The sequence below is a fragment of the Microbacterium sp. NPDC056044 genome (assembly GCF_042267145.1).
Taxonomy (GTDB): Bacteria; Actinomycetota; Actinomycetes; order Actinomycetales; family Microbacteriaceae; genus Microbacterium.
The window spans coordinates 463457-484361 of record NZ_JBHJWZ010000001.1; the positions used below are offsets into that span (position 1 = coordinate 463457).

21 protein-coding genes and 1 tRNA gene are annotated in these 20905 nt (G+C 69.6%); 5 read left to right on the forward strand and 17 right to left on the reverse strand.

The annotated features are described in order from the left end of the window. Positions 1-130: 130 nt before the first annotated feature. The gene (locus ACFC1I_RS02210; RefSeq protein WP_109209425.1) at positions 131-754 is read right to left on the reverse strand and encodes an ANTAR domain-containing response regulator; all 624 of its coding nucleotides are present in this window, start codon (positions 752-754) and stop codon (positions 131-133) included. Positions 755-799: 45 nt separating this feature from the next. Between ACFC1I_RS02210 and ACFC1I_RS02215 the strand changes: the two genes are divergently transcribed. Next, positions 800-882, forward strand: a tRNA-Leu gene (locus ACFC1I_RS02215). A 55-nt stretch (positions 883-937) separates the two neighbouring features. Here the strand turns inward: ACFC1I_RS02215 and ACFC1I_RS02220 are convergent. After that, complete coding sequence (locus ACFC1I_RS02220; protein WP_376006242.1) at positions 938-2485, reverse strand: APC family permease; 1548 nt, start codon at positions 2483-2485, stop codon at positions 938-940. Between the two features lie 151 nt (positions 2486-2636). Between ACFC1I_RS02220 and ACFC1I_RS02225 the strand changes: the two genes are divergently transcribed. Genes ACFC1I_RS02225 through ACFC1I_RS02240 form a run of 4 tightly spaced genes read left to right on the forward strand, consistent with a single transcriptional unit; the run spans position 2637 to position 4909 of the window. Continuing rightward, the gene (locus ACFC1I_RS02225; RefSeq protein WP_376006243.1) at positions 2637-2996 is read left to right on the forward strand and encodes a PadR family transcriptional regulator; all 360 of its coding nucleotides are present in this window, start codon (positions 2637-2639) and stop codon (positions 2994-2996) included. Between the two features lies 1 nt (position 2997). After that, complete coding sequence (locus ACFC1I_RS02230; protein WP_376006244.1) at positions 2998-3366, forward strand: DUF1048 domain-containing protein; 369 nt, start codon at positions 2998-3000, stop codon at positions 3364-3366. Continuing rightward, entirely contained in the window at positions 3363-4145 is a 783-nt protein-coding gene (locus tag ACFC1I_RS02235) for an ABC transporter ATP-binding protein (RefSeq protein WP_376006245.1), read from the forward strand. Before ACFC1I_RS02230 ends, ACFC1I_RS02235 begins: the two co-directional genes overlap by 4 nt. Beyond that, entirely contained in the window at positions 4142-4909 is a 768-nt protein-coding gene (locus tag ACFC1I_RS02240) for an ABC transporter permease (protein ID WP_376006246.1), read from the forward strand. The genes ACFC1I_RS02235 and ACFC1I_RS02240 overlap by 4 nt, the downstream gene beginning before the upstream one ends. 71 nt (positions 4910-4980) lie before the next feature. Here the strand turns inward: ACFC1I_RS02240 and ACFC1I_RS02245 are convergent, their stop codons facing one another. From ACFC1I_RS02245 to rpe, 15 genes are all read right to left on the reverse strand, one after another. Continuing rightward, complete coding sequence (locus ACFC1I_RS02245) at positions 4981-5370, reverse strand: SHOCT domain-containing protein (protein ID WP_376006247.1); 390 nt, start codon at positions 5368-5370, stop codon at positions 4981-4983. Positions 5371-5444: 74 nt separating this feature from the next. Continuing rightward, positions 5445-6893 carry a pyruvate kinase gene (gene pyk / locus ACFC1I_RS02250; protein WP_376006248.1) on the reverse strand — a complete coding sequence of 483 codons (1449 nt, stop codon included), beginning with the start codon at positions 6891-6893 and terminating at the stop codon, positions 5445-5447. 48 nt (positions 6894-6941) lie between these two features. Next, positions 6942-8408 (reverse strand): glutamate synthase subunit beta, encoded by a 1467-nt coding sequence (locus ACFC1I_RS02255; protein WP_376006249.1) that lies wholly within the window; start codon positions 8406-8408, stop codon positions 6942-6944. After that, positions 8401-13008 carry a glutamate synthase large subunit gene (gltB, locus tag ACFC1I_RS02260; protein ID WP_376006250.1) on the reverse strand — a complete coding sequence of 1536 codons (4608 nt, stop codon included), beginning with the start codon at positions 13006-13008 and terminating at the stop codon, positions 8401-8403. Before gltB ends, ACFC1I_RS02255 begins: the two co-directional genes overlap by 8 nt. A gap of 75 nt (positions 13009-13083) precedes the next feature. Continuing rightward, positions 13084-14055: a prolipoprotein diacylglyceryl transferase gene (gene lgt, locus ACFC1I_RS02265; RefSeq protein ID WP_376006251.1), complete on the reverse strand. Its 972-nt coding sequence runs from the start codon at positions 14053-14055 to the stop codon at positions 13084-13086. Between the two features lie 65 nt (positions 14056-14120). Beyond that, positions 14121-14915, reverse strand: coding sequence for a tryptophan synthase subunit alpha (gene trpA / locus ACFC1I_RS02270; RefSeq protein WP_376006252.1), 795 nt, complete (start codon positions 14913-14915; stop codon positions 14121-14123). Beyond that, the gene (gene trpB / locus ACFC1I_RS02275) at positions 14912-16177 is read right to left on the reverse strand and encodes a tryptophan synthase subunit beta (RefSeq protein WP_376006253.1); all 1266 of its coding nucleotides are present in this window, start codon (positions 16175-16177) and stop codon (positions 14912-14914) included. The genes trpA and trpB overlap by 4 nt, the downstream gene beginning before the upstream one ends. Beyond that, the gene (gene trpC, locus ACFC1I_RS02280) at positions 16174-16950 is read right to left on the reverse strand and encodes an indole-3-glycerol phosphate synthase TrpC (protein WP_376006254.1); all 777 of its coding nucleotides are present in this window, start codon (positions 16948-16950) and stop codon (positions 16174-16176) included. The genes trpB and trpC overlap by 4 nt, the downstream gene beginning before the upstream one ends. 2 nt (positions 16951-16952) lie before the next feature. Next, positions 16953-17183 carry a DUF6704 family protein gene (locus ACFC1I_RS02285; RefSeq protein ID WP_045302461.1) on the reverse strand — a complete coding sequence of 77 codons (231 nt, stop codon included), beginning with the start codon at positions 17181-17183 and terminating at the stop codon, positions 16953-16955. Positions 17184-17229: 46 nt separating this feature from the next. Continuing rightward, positions 17230-17865, reverse strand: coding sequence for a Trp biosynthesis-associated membrane protein (locus tag ACFC1I_RS02290; protein WP_376006255.1), 636 nt, complete (start codon positions 17863-17865; stop codon positions 17230-17232). Continuing rightward, positions 17862-18227 carry a phosphoribosyl-AMP cyclohydrolase gene (gene hisI / locus ACFC1I_RS02295; protein WP_376006256.1) on the reverse strand — a complete coding sequence of 122 codons (366 nt, stop codon included), beginning with the start codon at positions 18225-18227 and terminating at the stop codon, positions 17862-17864. The genes ACFC1I_RS02290 and hisI overlap by 4 nt, the downstream gene beginning before the upstream one ends. After that, on the reverse strand, positions 18224-18997 hold the full coding sequence (hisF, locus tag ACFC1I_RS02300; protein WP_376006257.1) for an imidazole glycerol phosphate synthase subunit HisF: 774 nt from the start codon (positions 18995-18997) through the stop codon (positions 18224-18226). The genes hisI and hisF overlap by 4 nt, the downstream gene beginning before the upstream one ends. Continuing rightward, positions 18997-19839: an ATP phosphoribosyltransferase gene (gene hisG / locus ACFC1I_RS02305; protein ID WP_376006258.1), complete on the reverse strand. Its 843-nt coding sequence runs from the start codon at positions 19837-19839 to the stop codon at positions 18997-18999. The genes hisF and hisG overlap by 1 nt, the downstream gene beginning before the upstream one ends. 44 nt (positions 19840-19883) lie before the next feature. After that, positions 19884-20147, reverse strand: a complete 264-nt coding sequence (locus ACFC1I_RS02310) for a phosphoribosyl-ATP diphosphatase (protein ID WP_045302883.1) — start codon at positions 20145-20147, stop codon at positions 19884-19886. A gap of 52 nt (positions 20148-20199) precedes the next feature. Further along, the gene (rpe, locus tag ACFC1I_RS02315) at positions 20200-20895 is read right to left on the reverse strand and encodes a ribulose-phosphate 3-epimerase (protein WP_376006259.1); all 696 of its coding nucleotides are present in this window, start codon (positions 20893-20895) and stop codon (positions 20200-20202) included. Between the last annotated feature and the right edge of the window lie 10 nt (positions 20896-20905).

Genomic DNA, 20905 nt, shown 5'->3' on the forward strand with positions numbered 1-20905 from the left:
GTCCCCCTCCCCCCCCCCGCCGGGCCCCGCCGCCCCCCCCCGGCCCCCAACACCAACCACAACACCCCCTTTATATGACACCCGGTGTGGCCTCGTCCCCCCCCACCCGCTTCTCTGGAAGTCGTAGGGGTCAGCCCTTCTTGGGCGCCAGCTGCTCGATGATCGCCTTCGCGACGTCCTGCATGGTGAGGCGGCGGTCCATCGAGGCCTTCTGGATCCAGCGGAACGCCTCGGGCTCGGAGAGGCCCATCTTCTCGTTGAGGAGGCCCTTCGCGCGGTCGACGAGCTTGCGGGTCTCGAAGCGCTCGACCATGTCGGCGACCTCGGCCTCGAGCGTGATGATCTGCTCGTAGCGGGCCAGCGCGATCTCGATCGCGGGCAGCAGGTCGTTCGGCGTGAACGGCTTGACCACGTACGCCAGGGCGCCGGCCTCGCTCGCGCGCTCGACGAGCTCTTTCTGGCTGAAGGCGGTGAGCAGCACGACCGGGGCGATGTGGTTCTTGCTGAGCTTCTCAGCGGCCGAGATGCCGTCGAGCTGCGGCATCTTCACGTCCATGATCACCAGGTCGGGACGCAGCTCGGTGGCCAGTGCCACCGCGGTCTCGCCGTCTCCGGCTTCGCCGACGACGTCGAATCCGTTGTCGCGGAGGATCTCGACGATGTCGAGCCGGATCAGCGACTCGTCCTCGGCGACCACGACTCGGCGGGGGGTGGAAGCCGTCGATGCGGCGGTCTGCTCCTGCTCAGTCACCATTGAATCCTACGGTATGGTCAATCGCGGACGCGCGCGGCGGCGCGGGCCGGTGTGGCGGAATGGCAGACGCGACCGACTCAAACTCGGTTGCCCGCAAGGGCGTGTGGGTTCGACTCCCACCACCGGCACCGTTTTCGATCCGGATGAGCGGATGCCTCGGGCCGAGGCATCCGCTCATCCGCATCACTCCTCGTCGCGAGTCTTGATGACCTGCGTGTTCGGGTCCGGCAGCGTCTCGACCGCTTCGGGCGAGCGCAGGTCGACGTCGGCGGGCGCCTTCCGGTCGAGTTCGGGCGGAAGCTCCAGCGGCCGGCGCGAGTAGTAGACCTTCGCCTTGCGGTAGAAGAGCGCGAGCGGGATGACTCCGACGACGATCAGGCCGATGCCGAGCCAGTTCACGATCGGGTCGTTGCTCGGGATCGACGCGAAGAACGCCCAGCCCATGAAGACGGCGCCTGCCGCGGGCCACAGGCCGATCAGGAGGAAGTTCTTCGCCGAGTGGAAGAGCACCCTCCGGTAGGCCACCACCACCGCGACGCCCGCGAGCGTGTAGTAGAACGCGATCTGGAGGCCGATCGACAGGATGGCGTTCTCCATGATGTCGCCGACGCTGCCGAGGAAGTTCGAGCCGACGAACAGCAGCAGCGAGACCACCAGGATCACGATCGTCGCGAAGGTGGGGGTCTTCCAGCGCGGGTGCACGCGACCGAAGGCGCGCGGGACGGTGTGGTCTCGGCCCATCGCGAACAGCGACCGCGTGACCTGGATGAGCGTCGTCTCCAGGGTCGCGATCGTCGACAGGGCGACGGCGATGATCAGGATCTTGCCGCCGAGACCCGGCCAGATGACGTCGCCGAGCACCGAGAGGATGTTGGCGCTGTTCGCCTCGATCTGCTCCTGCGACAACATGATGAGCGTCGCGATCGTGAAGATCTCGAACAGGACGAAGACGATGCCCACGCCGATGAGGCCCGCGGCGCCGGCCGACTTGTGGCCGTTGGTCGTCTCTTCGTTGAGATTCGAGCTGACGTCCCAGCCCCAGTAGTAGAACGCGGCGATGAGGGCGGCGCCGACGAAGATGCCGGGCCCCGTCAGGTGCGAGAAGCCCAGCCAGTCCCAGGAGAAGTTCGGCCCGTCGTGGGTCGTCGTGGCCGCCCGGAACAGGGCGAGCGCGGCGAACACCACGAGGATGCCCACTTCGATCGTCGACATGATCCACTGGGCGCGCGCGGTGATGTTCACGCCGAAGTAGACGCACGCGGCCATGATCACGAACCAGATCGCGCCGACCCCGGTGATGAGCGGCACGTTCTCGGCCTGCGAGGGGTCGAACAGCGAGACCGTCATCGCGCCGGCCGGCAGCGCGCCCGCGACCATGAAGATCGTCGCCGAGATCACCAGCGCCCACCCCGAGAGGAATCCGAGCGCCGGATGGAGCGCTCTAGCGACCCACGAGTACGCGGCCCCGGCGTTGACGTCGGCCCTGCCGAGGTACAGGAACGCCCAGGCGATCCCGAGCATGGGGATGCCGCACCACAGCAGGGCGGCAGGGGCGCCGAGCCCGGCGACGCCGACGAGGGTCGCCGTGGTCGCGGCGATCGAATAGGCCGGTGCGCTGCCGGCGACGGCCATCACGATCGAGCCGGCGGCGCTCACGCCGCCCGCCTGCAGATCGTGACGCTCGGGGGTGCTCTGGTCGTCGGGCGCGACCGGTGAGCTGGCTTGGGTCATCGATGGTCCTCACTGCCGCCTCCATCGGCGACGGCTGGACATTACACCCGTGCGTCCGATTCATCTACTAATCGGTGTTGCTAAGTACCGGTACCTAGTGTTACTGTCTACCAGTAGTCAACATCACTGAGTAGTCAGAAGGAGGTGCGCCATGGGCAAACAGGAGACCGAGATGCTCAAGGGCACGCTCGAGGGAATCGTGCTCGCGATCCTCTCCGGCCGGCCGACCTACGGGTACGAGATCACCTCGTGGCTGCGAGACCAGGGCTTCTCCGACATCGCCGAGGGCACCGTCTACGCCCTGCTGGTCAGGGTCGAGCAGCGCGGCCTCGTCGACGTCGAGAAGGTCCCGTCCGAGAAGGGTCCGCCGCGCAAGGTGTACTCCCTCAACGCGCAGGGCCGCGAGCAGCTCGCGGAGTTCTGGAGGACCTGGAGCTTCCTCGCAGAACGCATCGAACAGCTCCACCGCGAACACGCAGACAGCACCGCCAACCCCCAGGAAGAGGACTGACATGGCCGCCAAGTGGTACGAAGTCGTCACCGGCTCGATCGAGCAGAAGAAGCAGTACCGCCAGTACAAGGCGCGCATCGAGGCGCTGCCCGAGCCCTACCGTTCGGCCGCCAAGGCGCTGGACCGGTACTTCATGACCGTCGGCGGCATGACCGACGGCGTCACGATGATGCAGATGCTCGGCGACTCCGCCGACCTCTGGGAGCGCGCGGCCGCCGACGGCACCCCCGTGCGCGACATCGTCGGCGAGGACGCGTCCGCCTTCGCCGAGGAGTTCACCGCCGCGTACGCCGGCAAGCAGTGGATCGACAAGGAGCGCGCGCGCCTCAACAAGGCGATCGACGACGCGGAGAGGCGTGAGGAGCAATGACCGCAGACACCGCCATCCGGGTCCAGGGGCTCGAGAAGTCCTACAAGGACCTGCACGTGCTGCGCGGCGTCGACTTCGACGTGGCGCGGGGCAGCATCTTCGCGCTGCTCGGCTCGAACGGGGCCGGCAAGACCACCGCCGTGCGGATCCTGTCGACACTGCTGAAAGCAGATGCCGGCACCGCGGCCATCGCGGGATTCGACGTCGTCGCCCAGGCCCAGAAGGTGCGCGAGACGATCAGCCTCACCGGGCAGTTCGCCGCCGTCGACGAGGTGCTGAGCGGGCGCGAGAACCTCGTGCTCATCGCGCAGCTGCGCCACCTGCCCGACCCCGGCGGGATCGCGGACGGCCTGCTCGCGCGCTTCTCGCTGACCGACGCCGGCCCCCGCAAGGTGTCGACGTACTCCGGCGGCATGCGCCGCCGGCTCGACATCGCGATGAGCCTCATCGGCGACCCGCCGGTGATCTTCCTCGACGAGCCGACGACCGGCCTCGACCCCGCGGCGCGGCTCGAGGTCTGGGACGCGGTCCGGGAGCTCGCGCGGGGCGGCACGACCGTGCTGCTCACCACGCAGTACCTCGAAGAGGCCGAGCAGCTCGCCGACCGCATCGCGATCCTGCACAAGGGCCACATCATCGTCGACGGCACGCTGGCGGAGCTCAAGCAGCTCCTGCCGCCGGCGAAGGTCGAGTACGTCGAGAAGCAGCCGAGCCTGGAAGACGTCTTCTTCGCCCTCACCGGCGAGGACGACACCGTCCCCGCGAAGGAGGAATCATGACCACGCACGTGATCGGCGACACCGCCGTTCTCACCAGCCGGTCGCTGCGGCACATCCTGCGCAGCCCCGACACCATCATCACCACAGCGGTCACCCCGATCGCACTGATGCTGCTGTTCGTCTACGTGTTCAGCGGGGCGATCGACACCGGCGGGGCGAAGGGGTCGTACATCGACTACATGCTCCCCGGCATCCTGCTGATCACGATCGCGTCCGGCATCGCCTACACGGCGTACCGGCTGTTCCTCGACATGCAGAGCGGGATCTTCGAGCGGTTCCAGTCGCTGCCGATCGCCCGATCGGGAGTGCTCTGGGCGCACGTGCTCACCTCCCTGGTGTCGATCCTCGTGTCGCTGGCGCTCGTCATCGGCGTGGCGCTCATCATGGGGTTCCGCACGGGCGCGAGCTTCGGCGCGTGGATGGGCGTGATCGGCATGCTGGTGCTGTTCACGCTGGCGCTCACGTGGCTCGCGGTGATCCCGGGACTGACGGCGAAGACGGTGGACGGCGCGAGCGCGTTCTCGTACCCGCTCATCTTCCTGCCGTTCATCTCGTCGGCGTTCGTGCCGACCGAGAGCATGCCGGGCCCGGTGCAGTGGTTCGCCGAGAACCAGCCGGTCACGTCGATCGTCGACTCGATGCGGGCGCTGTTCGCCGGCGAGCCGGTCGGCACCGACATCTGGGTCGCGATGGCCTGGCTGGTCGGCATCCTCGTCGTCGCGTACATCGCGTCGATGGCGATCTACCGGCGCAAGATCAGCTGACGCCGAACAGCAGAACACAGAGAAGAGTGGATGCCTCGATTCGAGGCATCCACTCTTCCGCTGTCTACGGGCTACGCGCCGAAGTACTGGTTGCCGAGCGCCTTGCTCTTCAGGGCGTCGAACTCGCCCTGCGAGATCGCGCCGGCGTCGAGGAGAGCCTTCGCCTGCGCGATGTCCTCGGTGGGGCTGGACGAGGCCGACGGCCGGTAGTCGTCGGACTCGGCGACCACTCCCCCGCGAGCGGCCTGCGCGCGCACGGCCATGCCCTTGCCGCGGGCGATGATGTAGATCAGCGCGGTGAGGAACGGCACGAACACGAGGGCGATGATCCACAGCGCCTTGAGCCAGCCGTTGAGTTCGTCATCGCGGAACAGGTCCGTGATGATCACGATCACCACGTACAGGTACGCGATGAAGTAGAAGCTCCACAGCAGGAACCACCAGAAGTCACCGAAGAACATCGGCGTCACCTTTCTCGAAAAGCCGGACGGCTGCGACCACAGTAGTGGTCGCAGCCGTCCGGTCGAGGGATGTGTCAGTCCCGTGTCTTGTAGATCGGCGCCTTGCCGTGCACCGCGTCGCCCACCTTGTGGATGCGGATGTCGTTCGTGGAGCCGATGATCCCGGGAGGGGAGCCCGAGATCACGACGACCTTGTCGCCGACCTTCGCGAGGTCGTTCGACAGCAGGTAGTCGTCCACCTGGATGAACATCAGGTCCGTGTGAGCGACGTGCTCGACGAGCGACGACTGCACGCCCCACGTCAGCGCCATCCGGCGGCGGATCGCCGGCTCGGGGGCGAACCCGATCATGGGGATGCGCGGGCGCAGGCGCGACATGCGGCGCGCGGTGTCGCCCGACTCGGTGAAGATGCAGAGGAACTTCGCGTCGACGAACTCGGCGACCTCCATCGCCGCGAGCGTGATCGCGCCGCCCTGGGTGCGGGGCTTGGTCGTGAGCGGCTGGATGCGCTCCAGGCCGTGCTCCTCGGTCGAGGCCACGATGCGGGCCATGGTCTCGACGACCACGACCGGGTACTTGCCGACGCTGGTCTCGCCCGAGAGCATGACCGCGTCCGCGCCGTCGAGCACGGCGTTGGCGACGTCGCTCGTCTCGGCGCGAGTGGGCACCGGGTTCTCGATCATCGACTCGAGCATCTGCGTCGCGACGATGACGGGCTTCGCCATGCGGCGGCAGAGCTCGACCGCGCGCTTCTGCACGATCGGCACCGCCTCGAGCGGGAGTTCGACGCCGAGGTCGCCGCGGGCGACCATGATGCCGTCGAACGCGTCGATGATCTCTTCGAGGTTGTCGACGGCCTGCGGCTTCTCGATCTTGGCGATGACCGGGACGTGGCGTCCCTCCTCGGCCATGATGACGTGGACGCGCTGGACGTCCTTCGCGTCACGCACGAACGACAGCGCGATGATGTCGGCGCCGGCGCGCAGACCCCAGCGGAGGTCGGCCTCGTCCTTCTCCGACAGCGCGGGCACGTTGACCGCGACGCCGGGCAGGTTGATGCCCTTGTTGTTCGAGACCGGGCCCGCGACGATCACCTTGGTGGTGACGACGGTGCCGTCCGTCTCGACGACCTCGACGCGGACCTTGCCGTCGTCGATGAGGAGGAAGTCGCCCGGCTTGACGTCGTTCGGGAGACCCTTGAAGGTGGTGCCGACGATCTCCTTGGTGCCGAGGATGTCTTCTGTGGTGATCTTGAAGATGTCGCCGACCGCCAGCTCGTGCGGTCCGTTCTCGAACTTGCCGAGACGGATCTTCGGACCCTGCAGGTCGACGAGGATCGCGACCGCCCGTCCGGCGTCGTCGGCGGCCTTGCGCACGTTGGCGAAGTTGTTGTCGTGGACCGAGTAGTCCCCGTGGCTCAGATTGAATCGGGCGACGTCGACGCCGGCATCGATGATCGCGCGGACCATCTCATACGACGACGTGGCGGGCCCAAGGGTGGCGACGATCTTGGCGCGTCTCATCCGTGGTGTTCTCCGGGTGGGTTGAAGGTGGCGAGTGCCTCGGCCAGCCTACGCGGGCTGCAGGCCGATGGCGACATCGGTCGGGCGGACCGGAGCGGGCAGCTGGGTCTCGCCCATCAGGAAGCGGTCGACGCTGGCGGCGGCGGCGCGCCCCTCGGCGATCGCCCACACGATGAGCGACTGGCCGCGGCCGGCGTCGCCGGCCACGAACACGCCCGGGGCGGTCGTCTGGTAGTCGTCCTCGCGGCGGACGTTGCCCCGCTCGGTGAAGCGGGCGCCGAGCTGGTCCTCGAGGAGGGCGCGCTCGGGGCCGGTGAAGCCCATCGCGATCAGCACGAGGTCGGCGGGGATCTCCCGCTCTGTGCCGCTCTTGGGCACGCGGCGGCCGTCGACGAACTCGGTCTCGGCGACGCGCAGGGCGCGCACCTCACCGGCGTCGTTCGCGAGGAACTCGACGGTCGAGGCGAGGTAGGCACGCTCGCCGCCCTCTTCGTGCGCGGACTGCACCTCGAACACCGTGGCGTCCATCGGCCACGGCTGGTGCTCGGGACGCTCGCCCGGAGGGCGGCGGCCGATCGCGAGGTTCGTGACGCTGAGCGCGCCGTGGCGGTGCGCGGTGCCGATGCAGTCGGCGCCGGTGTCGCCGCCGCCGATGACGACGACGTGCTTGCCCTCGGCCGTGATCTGGTTGGCCACCGCGTCGCCCGCGACGGCCTTGTTCGACTCGACGAGGTACTCCATGGCGAAGTGCACGCCGGCCAGGTCGCGTCCGGGGATCGCGAGCTCACGCGGCACCGTCGCGCCGGTGGCGATGACCACCGCGTCGTAGCGGGCGCGGAGGTCGGCCCAGGAGATGTCCTTGCCGATCTCGACGCCTGCTCGGAAGCGGGTGCCCTCGTCCTGCATCTGGCGAAGACGCGACTCGAGGTGCTTCTTCTCCATCTTGAAATCGGGGATGCCGTATCGCAGAAGCCCGCCGATGCGGTCGTCGCGCTCGAACACGGCCACCGTGTGGCCGGCGCGCGTGAGCTGCTGCGCGGCGGCGAGGCCGGCGGGTCCTGAGCCGACGACGGCGACCGTCTTGCCGGTGAGGCGCCCGGGGGGCTCCGGCTCGATCCAGCCGTTCGCGAACGCCTCGTCGACGATCGAGACCTCGACCTGCTTGATGGTGACGGCCGGCTGGTTGATGCCGAGCACGCAGGAGCTCTCGCACGGCGCGGGGCACAGCCGCCCGGTGAACTCCGGGAAGTTGTTCGTCGCGTGCAGGCGCTCACTGGCCGCGCGGCCCTCGCCGCGCCACGTCAGGTCGTTCCATTCCGGGATCAGGTTGCCGAGCGGGCAGCCCTTGTGGCAGAACGGCACGCCGCAGTCCATGCAGCGCCCGGCCTGCCGGCGCAGCACCGCCGCGTCGCCCGGCTCATAGACCTCTTTCCAGTCCATGATGCGCACCGGCACCGGCCGCCGCGTGGGCAGCTCGCGCTCGGTGACCTTCAGAAAGCCCTTCGGGTCAGCCACCCGTCACCTCCAGGATGCGGTTCCAGACGACGTCGCCGTCGGGGTCGAGCCCCTCGGCCACGGCCTCCTGGCGGGTCTGCAGCACCGCGGCGTAATCGCGTGGCAGGACCCGGACGAAGTTCGCCAGCTCGGCCTCGAAGTCGTCGAGGAGAGCCTGGGCGAGAGTCGATTCGGTTTCGGCGACGTGCTGCTCGAGCAGGTCGCGCAGGATCTCGGCGTCGCCGGAGCCCAGCTCGCCGAGCTCGAGCTCGCCGGAGGCCAGCGCCTCGCGGTTCACGAGCTTGCGGTCGAGGCGGTACACGTAGGCCGTGCCGCCCGACATGCCGGCGCCGAGGTTGCGCCCGGTCGCGCCGAGGATGACCGCGAGACCGCCGGTCATGTACTCGAGCGCGTGGTCGCCCACGCCCTCGACCACCGCGGTGGCACCGGAGTTGCGGACGAAGAAGCGCTCGCCCACGACACCGCGCAGGAACATGGTGCCGAGCGTCGCGCCGTAGCCGATCACGTTGCCCGCGATGACGTTCTTCGACGCGTCGAACGTAGCGCCGCGCGGCGGACGCACGACGATCTGACCGCCGGAGAGGCCCTTGCCGACGTAGTCGTTCGAGTCGCCCTCGAGTCGCAGCGTGATGCCCGCGGGCATGAACGCCCCGAAGGACTGGCCCGCCGACCCCGTGAGGTTGACGACGATGCTCCCCGACCGCAGTCCGTTCTCACCGCGTGCCTTGGTCACGTGGTGACCCAGGAGCGTCCCGACGGCGCGCTCGGTGTTGCGGATCGGCAGGTCGATCGTGAGCTCGCCGCCGTTCTCGATGACGTGCTGCGCGCGTTCGATGAGGCCGACGTCGAAGTGCTCGTCGAGCTCGTGCAGCTGCGCGGTCGTGTTGCGGCGCGGCTCGTCCTCGGCGAAGACGGGGCCGTCGAGCACGGGCGCGAGGTCGAGACCGTTCGCCTTCCAGTGGTTGACGGCACCGTCGATGTCGAGCAGGTCGCTGCGGCCGATCGCCTCGTCGAGCGAGCGGAGGCCGAGCGACGCGAGGTACTCGCGCACCTCTTCGGCGATGAACTCCATGAAGTTCACGACGAACTCGGGCTTGCCGTTGAAGCGCTCGCGCAGGACCGGGTTCTGCGTCGCGACGCCCACGGGGCAGGTGTCGAGGTGGCAGACGCGCATCATGATGCAGCCCGAGACGACGAGCGGCGCCGTGGCGAAGCCGAACTCCTCGGCGCCGAGGAGCGCGCCGATGATGACGTCGCGGCCCGTCTTGAGCTGACCGTCGACCTGCACGACCACGCGGTCGCGCATGCCGTTCAGCATGAGCGTCTGCTGCGTCTCGGCGAGCCCGAGCTCCCACGGCGTTCCCGCGTGCTTCAGCGAGTTGAGCGGGCTCGCGCCCGTGCCGCCGTCGTGGCCCGACACCAGGATGACGTCGGCCAGCGCCTTGGCAGTGCCCGCCGCGACCGCGCCGATGCCGGACTGGCTCACGAGCTTGACGTGCACGCGCGCACCGGGGTTCGCGCGCTTGAGGTCGAAGATGAGCTGCTTCAGGTCTTCGATCGAGTAGATGTCGTGGTGCGGCGGCGGCGAGATGAGACCCACGCCGGCGGTCGCGTGACGCGTGCGGGCGACCCACGGATACACCTTGGTCGGCGGCAGCTGACCGCCCTCGCCGGGCTTGGCGCCCTGAGCGAGCTTAATCTGGATGTCGTCGGCCTCGGTCAGGTACAGGCTCGTGACGCCGAAGCGGCCCGAGGCGACCTGCTTGATGGAGCTGCGGCGCTCGGGGTCGAGCAGACGATCGACGTCCTCGCCGCCCTCGCCCGTGTTCGACTTGCCGCCGATGCGGTTCATCGCGATGGCGAGCGTCTCGTGCGCCTCGCGCGAGATGGAGCCGTAGCTCATGGCGCCCGTCGAGAACCGCTTGACGATCGACGCGACCGACTCGACCTCGTCGATCGGCACCGGCGTGCGGCCCTCGGTCTTGAGCGCGAACAGGCCGCGCAGCGTCTTCAGCTCGTTCGCCTGGTCGTCGACGAGCTTGGTGTACTCGCGGAAGATGTCGTACCGGCGCGTGCGCGTCGAGTGCTGCAGCCGGAACACCGTGTCGGGGTTGAACAGGTGCGGCGAACCGTCGCGGCGCCACTGGTATTCGCCACCGGTCCAGAGGCGCTCGTGCGCCCGGACCGCGGCATCCTCCGGATACGCGTATGCGTGCCGTGCGGCGTTCTCCGCCGCGATGACGTCGAGCCCGACGCCGCCGAGCTTCGACTCGGTGCCGGTGAAGTAGGTGTCGACGAAGTCCTGCGACAGCCCCACCGCCTCGAACACCTGTGCGCCCGCGTACGACGAGACGGTCGAGATGCCCATCTTCGACATGATCTTGAGCACGCCCTTGCCGAGCGCGTAGATCAGGTTCTTGACCGCCTTCTCGGGCGCGATGCCGGTGATGAAGCCGGCGCGCACGAGGTACTCGACGGTCTCCATCGCGAGGTACGGATTGACGGCGGATGCCCCGTACCCGATGAGCGTCGCGATGTGATGCACTTCGCGCACGTCGCCGGCCTCGACCACGAGACCGCACTTCATGCGGGTCTGCTTGCGGATGAGGTGGTGGTGAACGGCGGCGAGCATGAGCAGCGACGGGATGGGCGCGAGGTCCTTGTTGGAGTCGCGGTCCGACAGGACGATGAACTCGGCGCCGTCCTCGATGGCCTGGTCGACCTCCTGGCACATCTGCTCGAGGCGCTTCTTCATGCCCTTGTGGCCGGCCTCGACGCGGTAGAGGCCGCGGATCGTGACGGACGTGCGGCCCGGGAGCGCCGTGTCGATGTGCTGGATCTTGGCGAGCTCGTCGTTGTCGATCACCGGGAAGTCCAGGGTGACGACGCGCGTGTGCTCGGGACCCCACTCGAGGAGGTTGCGCTCGGGGCCGAGGCCGAGGCCGAGGGAGGTCACGACCTCTTCGCGGATGGAGTCCAGCGGCGGGTTGGTCACCTGTGCGAACTGCTGCGTGAAGTAGTCGAACAGCAGGCGCGGGCGCTCGCTCAGGACGGCGACGGGCGTGTCGGAGCCCATGGCGCCGAGCGGCTCGGCGCCCGTCTGACCCATCGGGGTGAGGAGGATCTTGACCTCTTCCTCGGTGTACCCGAACGTGCGCTGACGCCGGGTGATCGAGGCGATGGGGTGCACGATGTGCTCGCGCTCCGGGAGGTCGGCGAGGCGCACCCGACCGCTGTCGAGCCACTCCTGCCACGGCTCCTGGTCGGCGAGCTGCGCCTTGATCTCGTCGTCCTCGATGATGCGGCGCTGCGCGGTGTCGACGAGGAACATGCGCCCGGGGCGCAGGCGTCCGCGGCGCTTGATGCGCTCGGGCTCGAAGTCGAGCACGCCGGTCTCGCTGCCGATGACGATGAGGCCGTCGGTGGTCTCGGTCCAGCGGCCGGGACGCAGGCCGTTGCGGTCCAGCGTGGCGCCGACGAGCGTGCCGTCGGTGAAGATCAGCGCGGCCGGGCCGTCCCAGGGCTCCATCTGCATCGAGTGGAACTCGTAGAACGCCCGCAGCTTCGGGTCGATGTCGGCCTGCTTCTCGTAGGCCTCGGGCACCATCATCATGATGGCGTGCGGAAGGCTCCGGCCGGTCAGCGTGAGGAGCTCGAGGACCTCGTCGAACGAGGCGGAGTCGCTCGCGCCGGTCGTGCAGATCGGCAGCAGCGGCTGGATGTCGCCGAGCAGCTCGGACTCGAGCTGCGACTGGCGCGCGCGCATCCAGTTGCGGTTGCCGTTGACGGTGTTGATCTCGCCGTTGTGCGCGAGCATGCGCAGCGGCTGCGCGAGCGGCCACGACGGGAACGTGTTGGTCGAGTAGCGCGAGTGCACGACCGCGAGCTCCGAAGCGAAGCGCTCGTCCTGAAGGTCGGGGTAGAACGGCTCGAGCTGGAGCGTCGTGACCATGCCCTTGTAGCCGAGCGTGCGCGACGACAGCGACACGAAGTACGCGTCGAGCTCGGTGCGCGCGCGGGCGCGCAGCCGGTAGGCGCGACGGTCGAGCGCGATGCCCGACAGCGCCTCGGCGTCGCCGGTCGCCGGCCGCGAGATGAAGAGCTGCTCGAAGACCGGGCGCGCCTCGAAGGCCAGCTTGCCCAGGTTCTCGTCGGAGGTCGGGACCTCGCGCCAGCCGAGCACCGTGAGACCTTCGGATGCCGCGATCCGCTCGATCCCGCTCTTCTGGGTCTCGCGCGCCTCGGCGTCGCGCGGCAGGAACACGAGGCCTGCGGCGTACTCCCCCACGGGAGGCAGGTCGAAGCCCGCCACGGCGCGCAGGAACTCGTCGGGCATCTGCGTCAGGATGCCCGCGCCGTCGCCGGTGCCGGCGTCGGACCCGATCGCACCGCGGTGCTCGAGGTTGCGCAGCGCCGTGAGCGCCAGATCGATGATGTCGTGGCCGGCTTCACCGCGGAGCGTGGCCACCATGGCCAGGCCGCAGGCATCCTTCTCGAAGGCAGGGTTGTACATGCCCTGCTTCTGGGGGAATCCGGCGCGGCCGGACGAAGCGGGGTGGTTCGCCTCCGAGGAGGCGACGCGGCGGGGGCTCGAAGCCATACCTACCGTCCTCACGTTGATAGTCAAGATGGGACGACGTCGGCCCTGGGCGCGCTCTTCGGGGGGAGAGCAGCGTTACTTGTTGGCAGGAGTGCTTGTGGCGCTGGCCCCTTCGGCCTCGGACGTCGGGGGTTCGCTGACGTCGACGAAGTCGTCGGTGTCCTGCGATTGTACAGCCTGTCCGGCCTTCCACTCGCGGCCGGACACATAGGGCGACGGCTCGAGACCGGGGTGGCGGCGCTTCTGCACGAAGAAGATCGCGAAGCCGATCACGACGCCGAAGATGGCCGCCCAGACGTTGGTGCGCAGGCCCAGGAAGATGTCGCTCGGGTCGATGCGGATCGACTCCCACACGATGCGGCCGGCGCTGTACCACACGAGGTACAGACCGAACAGGCGTCCCCACTGCAGCACGAAGCGGCGTCCCACCCACACGAGGAAGAGCACGCCCAGCGTGTTCCACAGCACCTCGTACAGGAACGTCGGGTGGAAGAGGGTGCCCTCGGGCAGGCCGATCGGCCACGCCGGGTTCGGGTAGTCGATCTCGAGGCCCCACGGCACGTCGGTCGGCAGGCCGAACAGCTCCTGGTTGAACCAGTTGCCGAACCGGCCGATCGCCTGCGCGAGGAGGAGCCCGGGGGCCAGCGCGTCAGCGAAGGTCCAGAAGCGGATGCCGGTCCACCGGCAGCCGAGCCACGCACCGACGGCGCCGCCGATGAGGGCGCCGTAGATGGCGATGCCGCCCTCCCAGATGAAGAGCGCCGACCACGGGTTCGCACCCTCGCCGAAGTAGAAGTTCCAGTGCGTGAGCACGTGGTAGATGCGCGCCGTGATGATCGCGAGCGGGACGGCGAGGAGGGCGATGTCGATGACGACCCACGGCTCGGCTCCGCGCTTGGTGAGGCGGGCGTTGGTCCACAGCACCGCGACGATGATGCCCGCGATGATGCACAGCGCGTAGATGTGGATCCGCAGGGGGCCGATGTCGAAGTAGCTGATCGACGGGCTCGGGATGCTGGCGACGACGCTCAGGGCGGCGTTGATCATGGGAGAACCGTGTCCTTGCTGGATCCGTGCTGGGGGTCGCGGCGGTGGCCGCCGACCTCAGAAGTCTAGTTCGCGCCGCCGGCGGTGCCTGCGGCGAGGCTCTGCGCGGTCTCGACGAGGCCTTCGATGCCCCGATCGCGGAGCGCCCGCACGAGCGCCGTGCCGACGATCGCGCCGTCCGCGTACTCGAGCACACCGGCGACCTGCTCGGCGTTCGAGATGCCGATGCCGACGCATGCGTGCTCGACCCCGTGCTCGCGCAGGCGTGCGACGAGCGTGCGGGCCGCAGCATCCAACTGCGCGCGCTCCCCCGTGATGCCCATCGTCGAGACGGTGTACACGAAGCCGGTGGAGTTCCGGGCGATGAGCTCGAGACGCTCGTCGGTCGACGTCGGCGCCGCGAGGAACACGCGGTCGAGACCGGTGCGCTCGCTGGCGGCGATCCACTCGGGCGCGGCCTCCGGCGTGATGTCGGGGGTGATGAGACCTGCTCCCCCGGCGGCCAGCAGGTCGTCGGCGTAGCGGTCGACGCCGTACTGCAGCACCGGGTTCCAGTACGTCATCACGAGCACCGGCACGTCGACGCGACGTGTGATCTCGCGGACGGCGGTGAACGTGTCGCGCAGGCGGAAGCCGCCGGCGAGGGCGGCCTGCGTCGCCTCCTGGATGACCGTGCCGTCCATGACCGGGTCGGAGTAGGGCGGGCCGAGCTCGAGGATGTCCGCGCCGTTCTCGGCCAGCGCGACGGCCGCGTCGATGCTCCCCTGGAGGTCCGGGAAGCCGAGCGGGAGGTAGCCGACGAACGCGCCGCGTCCGTCGGCACGGGCGGCGTCGATCGCCGCGGCGACGCGTGAGGTCACAGCTTCTCCCCCTGGCCGTGTGCGGCGTCGTCCTGTGGCGCGACGGCGGCGGCCGCAGCATCCGTGCCCTTGTCGTAGAGGCCGAAGTAGCGCGCGGCGGTGTCCATGTCCTTGTCGCCGCGGCCCGACAGGCACACCGCGAGGATCGCGTCGGGACCGAGCTCACGGCCGATGCGCAGGGCGCCCGCGAGGGCGTGGGCGGACTCGATCGCGGGGATGATGCCCTCGGTCTCGGAGAGCAGGCGCAGCGCCTGCATCGCCTCATCGTCGGTCGCGGGGATGTACTCGGCGCGGCCGATCGACGCGAGCCATGCGTGCTCGGGGCCGACGCCCGGGTAGTCGAGTCCCGCCGAGATCGAGTGCGATTCGATCGTCTGGCCGTCCTCGTCCTGCAGGACGAAGGTCTTCGCGCCGTGCAGCACGCCGGGGCGGCCGCGCTCGATCGAGGCGGCGTGACGGGGCGTGTCGACCCCGTCGCCGGCGGCCTCGACGCCGTAGAGCTTGACGCCGTCGTCGTCGAGGAACGCGTCGAACATCCCGATGGCGTTCGAGCCTCCGCCGACGCAGGCGAGGACGGCGTCGGGCAGGCGGCCCGCCTCCTCGATGAGCTGCGCGCGCGCCTCTTCCGAGATGACCTTCTGGAAGTCGCGCACCATTGCGGGGAACGGGTGCGGGCCCGCCGCCGTGCCGAAGATGTAGTTCGTGTCCTCGACGCTCGCGACCCAATCGCGGTAGGCGTCGTTGATCGCGTCCTTGAGCGTGCGCGAGCCGGTCTTGACGGGGATCACCTCGGCGCCGAGCAGACGCATGCGGGCGACGTTGAGCGCCTGGCGCTCGGTGTCGACCTCGCCCATGTAGATCGTGCACTCGAAGCCGAAGAGCGCTGCGGCCGTTGCGGTCGCGACGCCGTGCTGGCCCGCGCCCGTCTCGGCGATGACGCGCGTCTTGCCGAGACGCTTCGTCAGCAGCGCCTGGCCGAGCACGTTGTTGATCTTGTGCGACCCGGTGTGGTTGAGGTCCTCGCGCTTGAGGAAGACACGGGCGCCGCCTGCGTGCTCGGCGAACCGGGCGACCTCGGTGATCGGCGACGGGCGACCGGCGTACGAGTGCAGGAGCCGCACGAACTCGGCCTGGAAGGCCGGGTCGGCCTTGGCTGCCTCGTACTCCGCCGTCAGCTCGTCGATCGCGGCGATGAGGGACTCGGGCATGAACCGCCCGCCGAACTCGCCGAACAGCGGCCCGGGAGCCTCACGAAGACTCATGCGCCTGCCTCCAGGAATGCACGCAGGGTGGATACGGGGTCGTTCGTGACCAGGGCTTCGCCGATCAGCACCACATCGGCGCCGGCGGCGCGGTAGTGGGCGACGTCGTCGGGAGCGAGCACCGCGGACTCGGCGATCTTGATGGTCCCGGCGGGGATGCGCTCGGCCAGACGGCCGAAGAGGTCGCGGTCGAGCTGGAAGGTGGACAGGTCGCGCGCGTTGACGCCGACCAGCTGGGCGCCGAGGTCGACAGCGCGGTCCACCTCGTCGGCCGAGTGCGTCTCGACGAGGGCCGTCATGCCGAGCTGCTGCGTGAACGCGTAGAGGCGTGCGAGGTCGTCCTGCTCGAGCGCCGCGACGATCAGCAGCGCCAGGTCGGCGCCCGAGGCGCGCGCCTCGAGGAGCTGATACTCGGTGGCGATGAAGTCCTTGCGCAGCACGGGCAGCGTGACTGCGGCTTTCACGGCCTCGAGGTCGGCGAGGCTGCCCTTGAACTTGCGGCCCTCGGTGAGGACCGAGATCGCCGACGCGCCGCCCTCTTCGTAGCGGCGTGCCTGCAGGGCGGGGTCGGGGATGGCGGCGAGGTCGCCGCGCGAGGGGCTCGCGCGCTTGACCTCGGCGATGATCTTCACGCGGTCGGACGGGGCGAGCGCGGCGAGGACGTCGAGAGCGGGCCGCTGCGCCAGGGCAGCGGACTCGACCTCGGCCAGTGGCCGCACCGTGGCGCGAGCCTCGGCGTCCTCAACCGCGCCGGCCGTGAGGTCGGCGAGCATGCTCAGTGCTCTTTCGCCGCGACCTTGGAGCCGCCGACGCCGTAGCCGGCGCGCTTCATGATCCAGCCGACGAGGAGGCCGATGACCAGGAGGCCGGCCGACGCCCACACGAAGATCGGCATGTCGAGGAAGAAGAAGAAGGTGCCGATCGAGACCGCGATGAGCATGATCACGACGGCCGTCCAGGCTGCGGGCGAGTGTCCGTGGCCGGGGTCGCCGATGTTGTTGCTCATGGATATCTCCTCGTGGAACCTGGGCGGGATGCCGCCAGTCTAGCGGTCAGGCGGTCGGATCCTCGCCACGCGACAGGTCGTCCCAGTCGTCGATGGCGCGCGATCCGGCGGCGTCGTGGGGGCGCGGGCCGTCACCGGCGCGCGCGGGGGAATCGGTGGCGGGCGCGGCCTTCGCGGCCTCGTCCGTGCGGTAGCGCCGGCCCGTGCGGGACCAGGAGTGCGCGGTGGCGAGCACGAAGACGCCGCCCGCGATGAGCACCGCCCAGACCACCAGGGTCACGACCGGCCACGGGGTCGCGTCGATCGACGCGACGAGCTTCGCGACCGAGGTCTCCCCTGCGATGCCGGTGGACTCGGTGACGACCGAGGCGACGGCCGAGACGGGATGCTCGAACACCACGCGGGCGGTCAGCCAGGCGAGCACGGCGCCGATGAAGAAGGCCAGCGCGCCGAAGACGTAGCGCAGCACCAGGCCCACGATCGACAGCGCGGCGCCGAGCGCCAGCACTGCGAGACTCAGCGGCGCCAGAACCGGCACCGCCGAGGCGCCGGGCACCTCGAGCGTGTGATGCGCGGCGTCCAGGAGTTCGACCGAGAGCCAGGTCTGCGTCGACGAGATCACGCCGAGCGCGCCGCACAGCACGACGACGACGACGGAGAGCAGCCGCGCCCTGCGGATCACGCGTCCGGCTCCGGGCCGCGGACCGCACCGAGGTCGCGGCCGTCGAAGCAGGTGCGGGTGCCGGTGTGGCACGCGGCGCCGATCTGCTCGACCTCGACGAGGATCGTGTCGCCGTCGCAGTCGAGGCTCGCTCCGCGCACCAGCTGGATGTGCCCCGACGTGTCGCCCTTGCGCCAGTACTCCTGGCGCGAGCGCGACCAGAAGGTGACGCGGCCCTCGGTGAGCGTGCGACGGAGGGCCTCGGCATCCATCCATCCGAGCATGAGCACCTCGCGGGTGTCCCACTGCTGAATGACCGCGGCGACGAGGCCGTCGGCGGTGAAGGTGACGCGCGCGATGCGCTCGTCGAGCGACTCGGTCATGCCGCCACCTCCCGCACGGCGATCCCGTCGGCCTGCATCGCGGCCTTCACGTCGCCGACGGTGAGCTGCCCGGAATGGAAGACGGATGCTGCGAGCACGGCGTCCGCGCCCGCCTCGATGGCCGGGCCGAAGTCCGCCGCCTGGCCGGCGCCGCCCGACGCGATGACGGGCACGCTGGCGACCTCGCGCATGAGAGCGACCAGTTCGAGGTCGAAGCCCTGCTTGGTGCCGTCGGCGTCGATGGAGTTGACCAGGAGCTCGCCTGCGCCGCGTTCGATCGCCTCGCGCGCCCACTCGAGGGCGTCGAGGGTCGTCTCGGTGCGGCCGCCGTGCGTGGTGACGACGAAGCCGGAGTCGGTCGCCGGCGACCGCTTGACGTCGAGCGACAGCACGAGCACCTGCGCGCCGAAGCGATCGGCGATCTCGTCGAGCAGGGGCGGGCGCGCGATCGCCGCCGAGTTGACGCCGATCTTGTCGGCACCGACCCCCAGCAGCCGGGCGACGTCGTCGGTGGAGCGCACTCCCCCGCCGACCGTGAGCGGGATGAAGACCTCTTCGGCCGTGCGCCGGACGACGTCGTACGTCGTCGAGCGCTCGTCGACGGTCGCGGTGACGTCGAGGAACGTGATCTCGTCGGCGCCCTGGCGGAAGTACTCGCGCGCCAGTTCGACGGGGTCGCCCATGTCGCGCAGGTTCTGGAAGTTCACGCCTTTCACGACGCGCCCCGCGGCGACGTCGAGGCACGGGATGACGCGGCAGACGAGGCTCATCAGAGCCTCGCGTTGTGGATCGCCGTCACGAGGATCGCGCGGGCGCCGATCGCGTACAGGGCGTCCATCACCTGGTTGACGCCCTTGCGGGCCACCATCACCCGTACGGCCACCCACGCGGGGTCGCGCAGCGGCGCGATCGTCGGCGACTCGACGCCGGGCGCGATCTTGACCGCGTCGTCGACGAGGTCGGCGGGCAGGTCGTAGTCGACCATGACGTAGCGGCGCGCGACCATGACGCCGCGCAGGCGCCGCAGCAGGGTCTCGGTGCCCTCCGCCTGGGTGGGCGAGGTGATCAGCACGGCCTCGGACTGCAGCAGCACCGGGCCGAAGATCTCGAGGCCGGCCTGGCGGAGCGTCGTGCCGGTCGACACGACGTCGGCCACAGCATCCGCCACTCCCAGCCGCACCGCCGACTCGACAGCGCCGTCCAGCGGCACCAGGTCGACGGCGACGCCGTGCTCGTCGAGGAACGCGTCGACGAGGCCCGGGTACGCGGTCGCGACTCGGGCGCCCTCGAGGTCCTCGACCGACGTGAAGCGCCCGGGAGGGCCCGCGAAGCGGAACGTCGAGCCGCCGAAGCCGAGGGCCTCGATCTCTCGCGCGCCCGGCATGCGGGCGTCGAGCAGCAGGTCGCGGCCGGTGATGCCGACGTCCAGTGCGCCGGAGCCGACGTAGGTGGCGATGTCTTTGGGGCGGAGGTAGAAGAACTCGACCTCGTTCTGAGGGTCGATGACGTGGAGGTCCTTGGGGTCGCGACGACCGATGTAACCCGCCTCGGAGAGCATCTCAGAGGCGGTCTCGGCGAGCGAGCCCTTGTTCGGCACGGCGATTCGCAGCATGGCAGCGGGGCTTTCGGGTTCGAGGACGGATGGGGAGCGCGCGCTCAGAGATGTCGGTAGACGTCTTCGAGGCTCAGCCCCTTCGCGAGCATCAGCACCTGCAGGTGGTACAGCAGCTGCGAGATCTCCTCGGCTGCGGCATCCGTCGATTCGTACTCCGCCGCCATCCAGACCTCGGCGGCCTCCTCCACGATCTTCTTGCCGATCGCATGGACGCCCGCGTCCAGCTGTGCCACGGTTCCCGATCCCTCGGGGCGCTCCGCCGCTTTCGCGGCGAGCTCGGCGTACAGCGTGTCGAACGTCTTCACCATGCCAGGGTATCGAACCGAGCGGATGCCTCGGCGCCGCGTGACGCCACGCTCAGTGGACGTGGTGCTCGGCGGCGGACGCCCGAAGGCCCGCGATCGCGTTCGCGGGGTCGCCCGCGCCGAACACGGCGGAGCCCGCGACGAACGTGTTCGCCCCCGCCTCGGCGGCCTGCGCGATGGTGGACTCGCCGATGCCGCCGTCGACCTGGAGCCACACCGACGAGCCGCGCCGGCGGGCCTCGTCGGCGAGGCGGCGCAGCTTCGGCATCGTCTCGGGCATGAACGACTGGCCGCCGAAGCCGGGCTCGACGGTCATCACGAGGATCTGGTCGAAGTCGTCGAGCAGGTCGAACAGGCCCTCGACGGGGGTCGCGGGCTTGACCGCGACACCGGCGCGCGCGCCGATGTCGCGCAGTCGCCGTGCGAGCGCCACCGGCTCGGTCGCGGCCTCGAGGTGGAAGGTGACGGATGCGGCGCCGAGCTCGGCGTAGCCGGGCGCCCAGCGGTCGGGGTCGGCGATCATGAGGTGCACGTCGAGGGGCACGGGGCTCGTGGCCTGGATGCGCTCGACCATCTGCGGGCCGAACGTGAGGTTGGGCACGAAGTGGTTGTCCATGACGTCGACGTGGACGAAATCCGCCGTCGCGATGCGCGCGAGCTCGGCCTGCATGTTCACGAAGTCGGCGGCGAGGATGCTGGGGTTGATGCGGATGTCCGTCAGGCGGGCTGCGTCGTCGATCGGTGGCACGCGTCCATTA

Coding starts and splice junctions, on each gene's coding strand:
- ACFC1I_RS02235 (WP_376006245.1), top strand. CDS start 3,363: ATGACCGCAGACACCGCCATCCGGGTCCAGGGGCTCGAGAAGTCCTAC.
- ACFC1I_RS02245 (WP_376006247.1), bottom strand. CDS start 5,370: ATGTTCTTCGGTGACTTCTGGTGGTTCCTGCTGTGGAGCTTCTACTTC.
- lgt (WP_376006251.1), bottom strand. CDS start 14,055: ATGATCAACGCCGCCCTGAGCGTCGTCGCCAGCATCCCGAGCCCGTCG.
- hisI (WP_376006256.1), bottom strand. CDS start 18,227: ATGACCGAGTCGCTCGACGAGCGCATCGCGCGCGTCACCTTCACCGCC.
- hisF (WP_376006257.1), bottom strand. CDS start 18,997: ATGAGCCTCGTCTGCCGCGTCATCCCGTGCCTCGACGTCGCCGCGGGG.
- ACFC1I_RS02240 (WP_376006246.1), top strand. CDS start 4,142: ATGACCACGCACGTGATCGGCGACACCGCCGTTCTCACCAGCCGGTCG.
- trpC (WP_376006254.1), bottom strand. CDS start 16,950: ATGCTCGCCGACCTCACGGCCGGCGCGGTTGAGGACGCCGAGGCTCGC.
- trpB (WP_376006253.1), bottom strand. CDS start 16,177: ATGAGTCTTCGTGAGGCTCCCGGGCCGCTGTTCGGCGAGTTCGGCGGG.
- hisG (WP_376006258.1), bottom strand. CDS start 19,839: ATGCTGCGAATCGCCGTGCCGAACAAGGGCTCGCTCGCCGAGACCGCC.
- ACFC1I_RS02225 (WP_376006243.1), top strand. CDS start 2,637: ATGGGCAAACAGGAGACCGAGATGCTCAAGGGCACGCTCGAGGGAATC.
- ACFC1I_RS02220 (WP_376006242.1), bottom strand. CDS start 2,485: ATGACCCAAGCCAGCTCACCGGTCGCGCCCGACGACCAGAGCACCCCC.
- ACFC1I_RS02210 (WP_109209425.1), bottom strand. CDS start 754: ATGGTGACTGAGCAGGAGCAGACCGCCGCATCGACGGCTTCCACCCCC.
- pyk (WP_376006248.1), bottom strand. CDS start 6,893: ATGAGACGCGCCAAGATCGTCGCCACCCTTGGGCCCGCCACGTCGTCG.
- ACFC1I_RS02285 (WP_045302461.1), bottom strand. CDS start 17,183: ATGAGCAACAACATCGGCGACCCCGGCCACGGACACTCGCCCGCAGCC.
- ACFC1I_RS02230 (WP_376006244.1), top strand. CDS start 2,998: ATGGCCGCCAAGTGGTACGAAGTCGTCACCGGCTCGATCGAGCAGAAG.
- gltB (WP_376006250.1), bottom strand. CDS start 13,008: ATGGCTTCGAGCCCCCGCCGCGTCGCCTCCTCGGAGGCGAACCACCCC.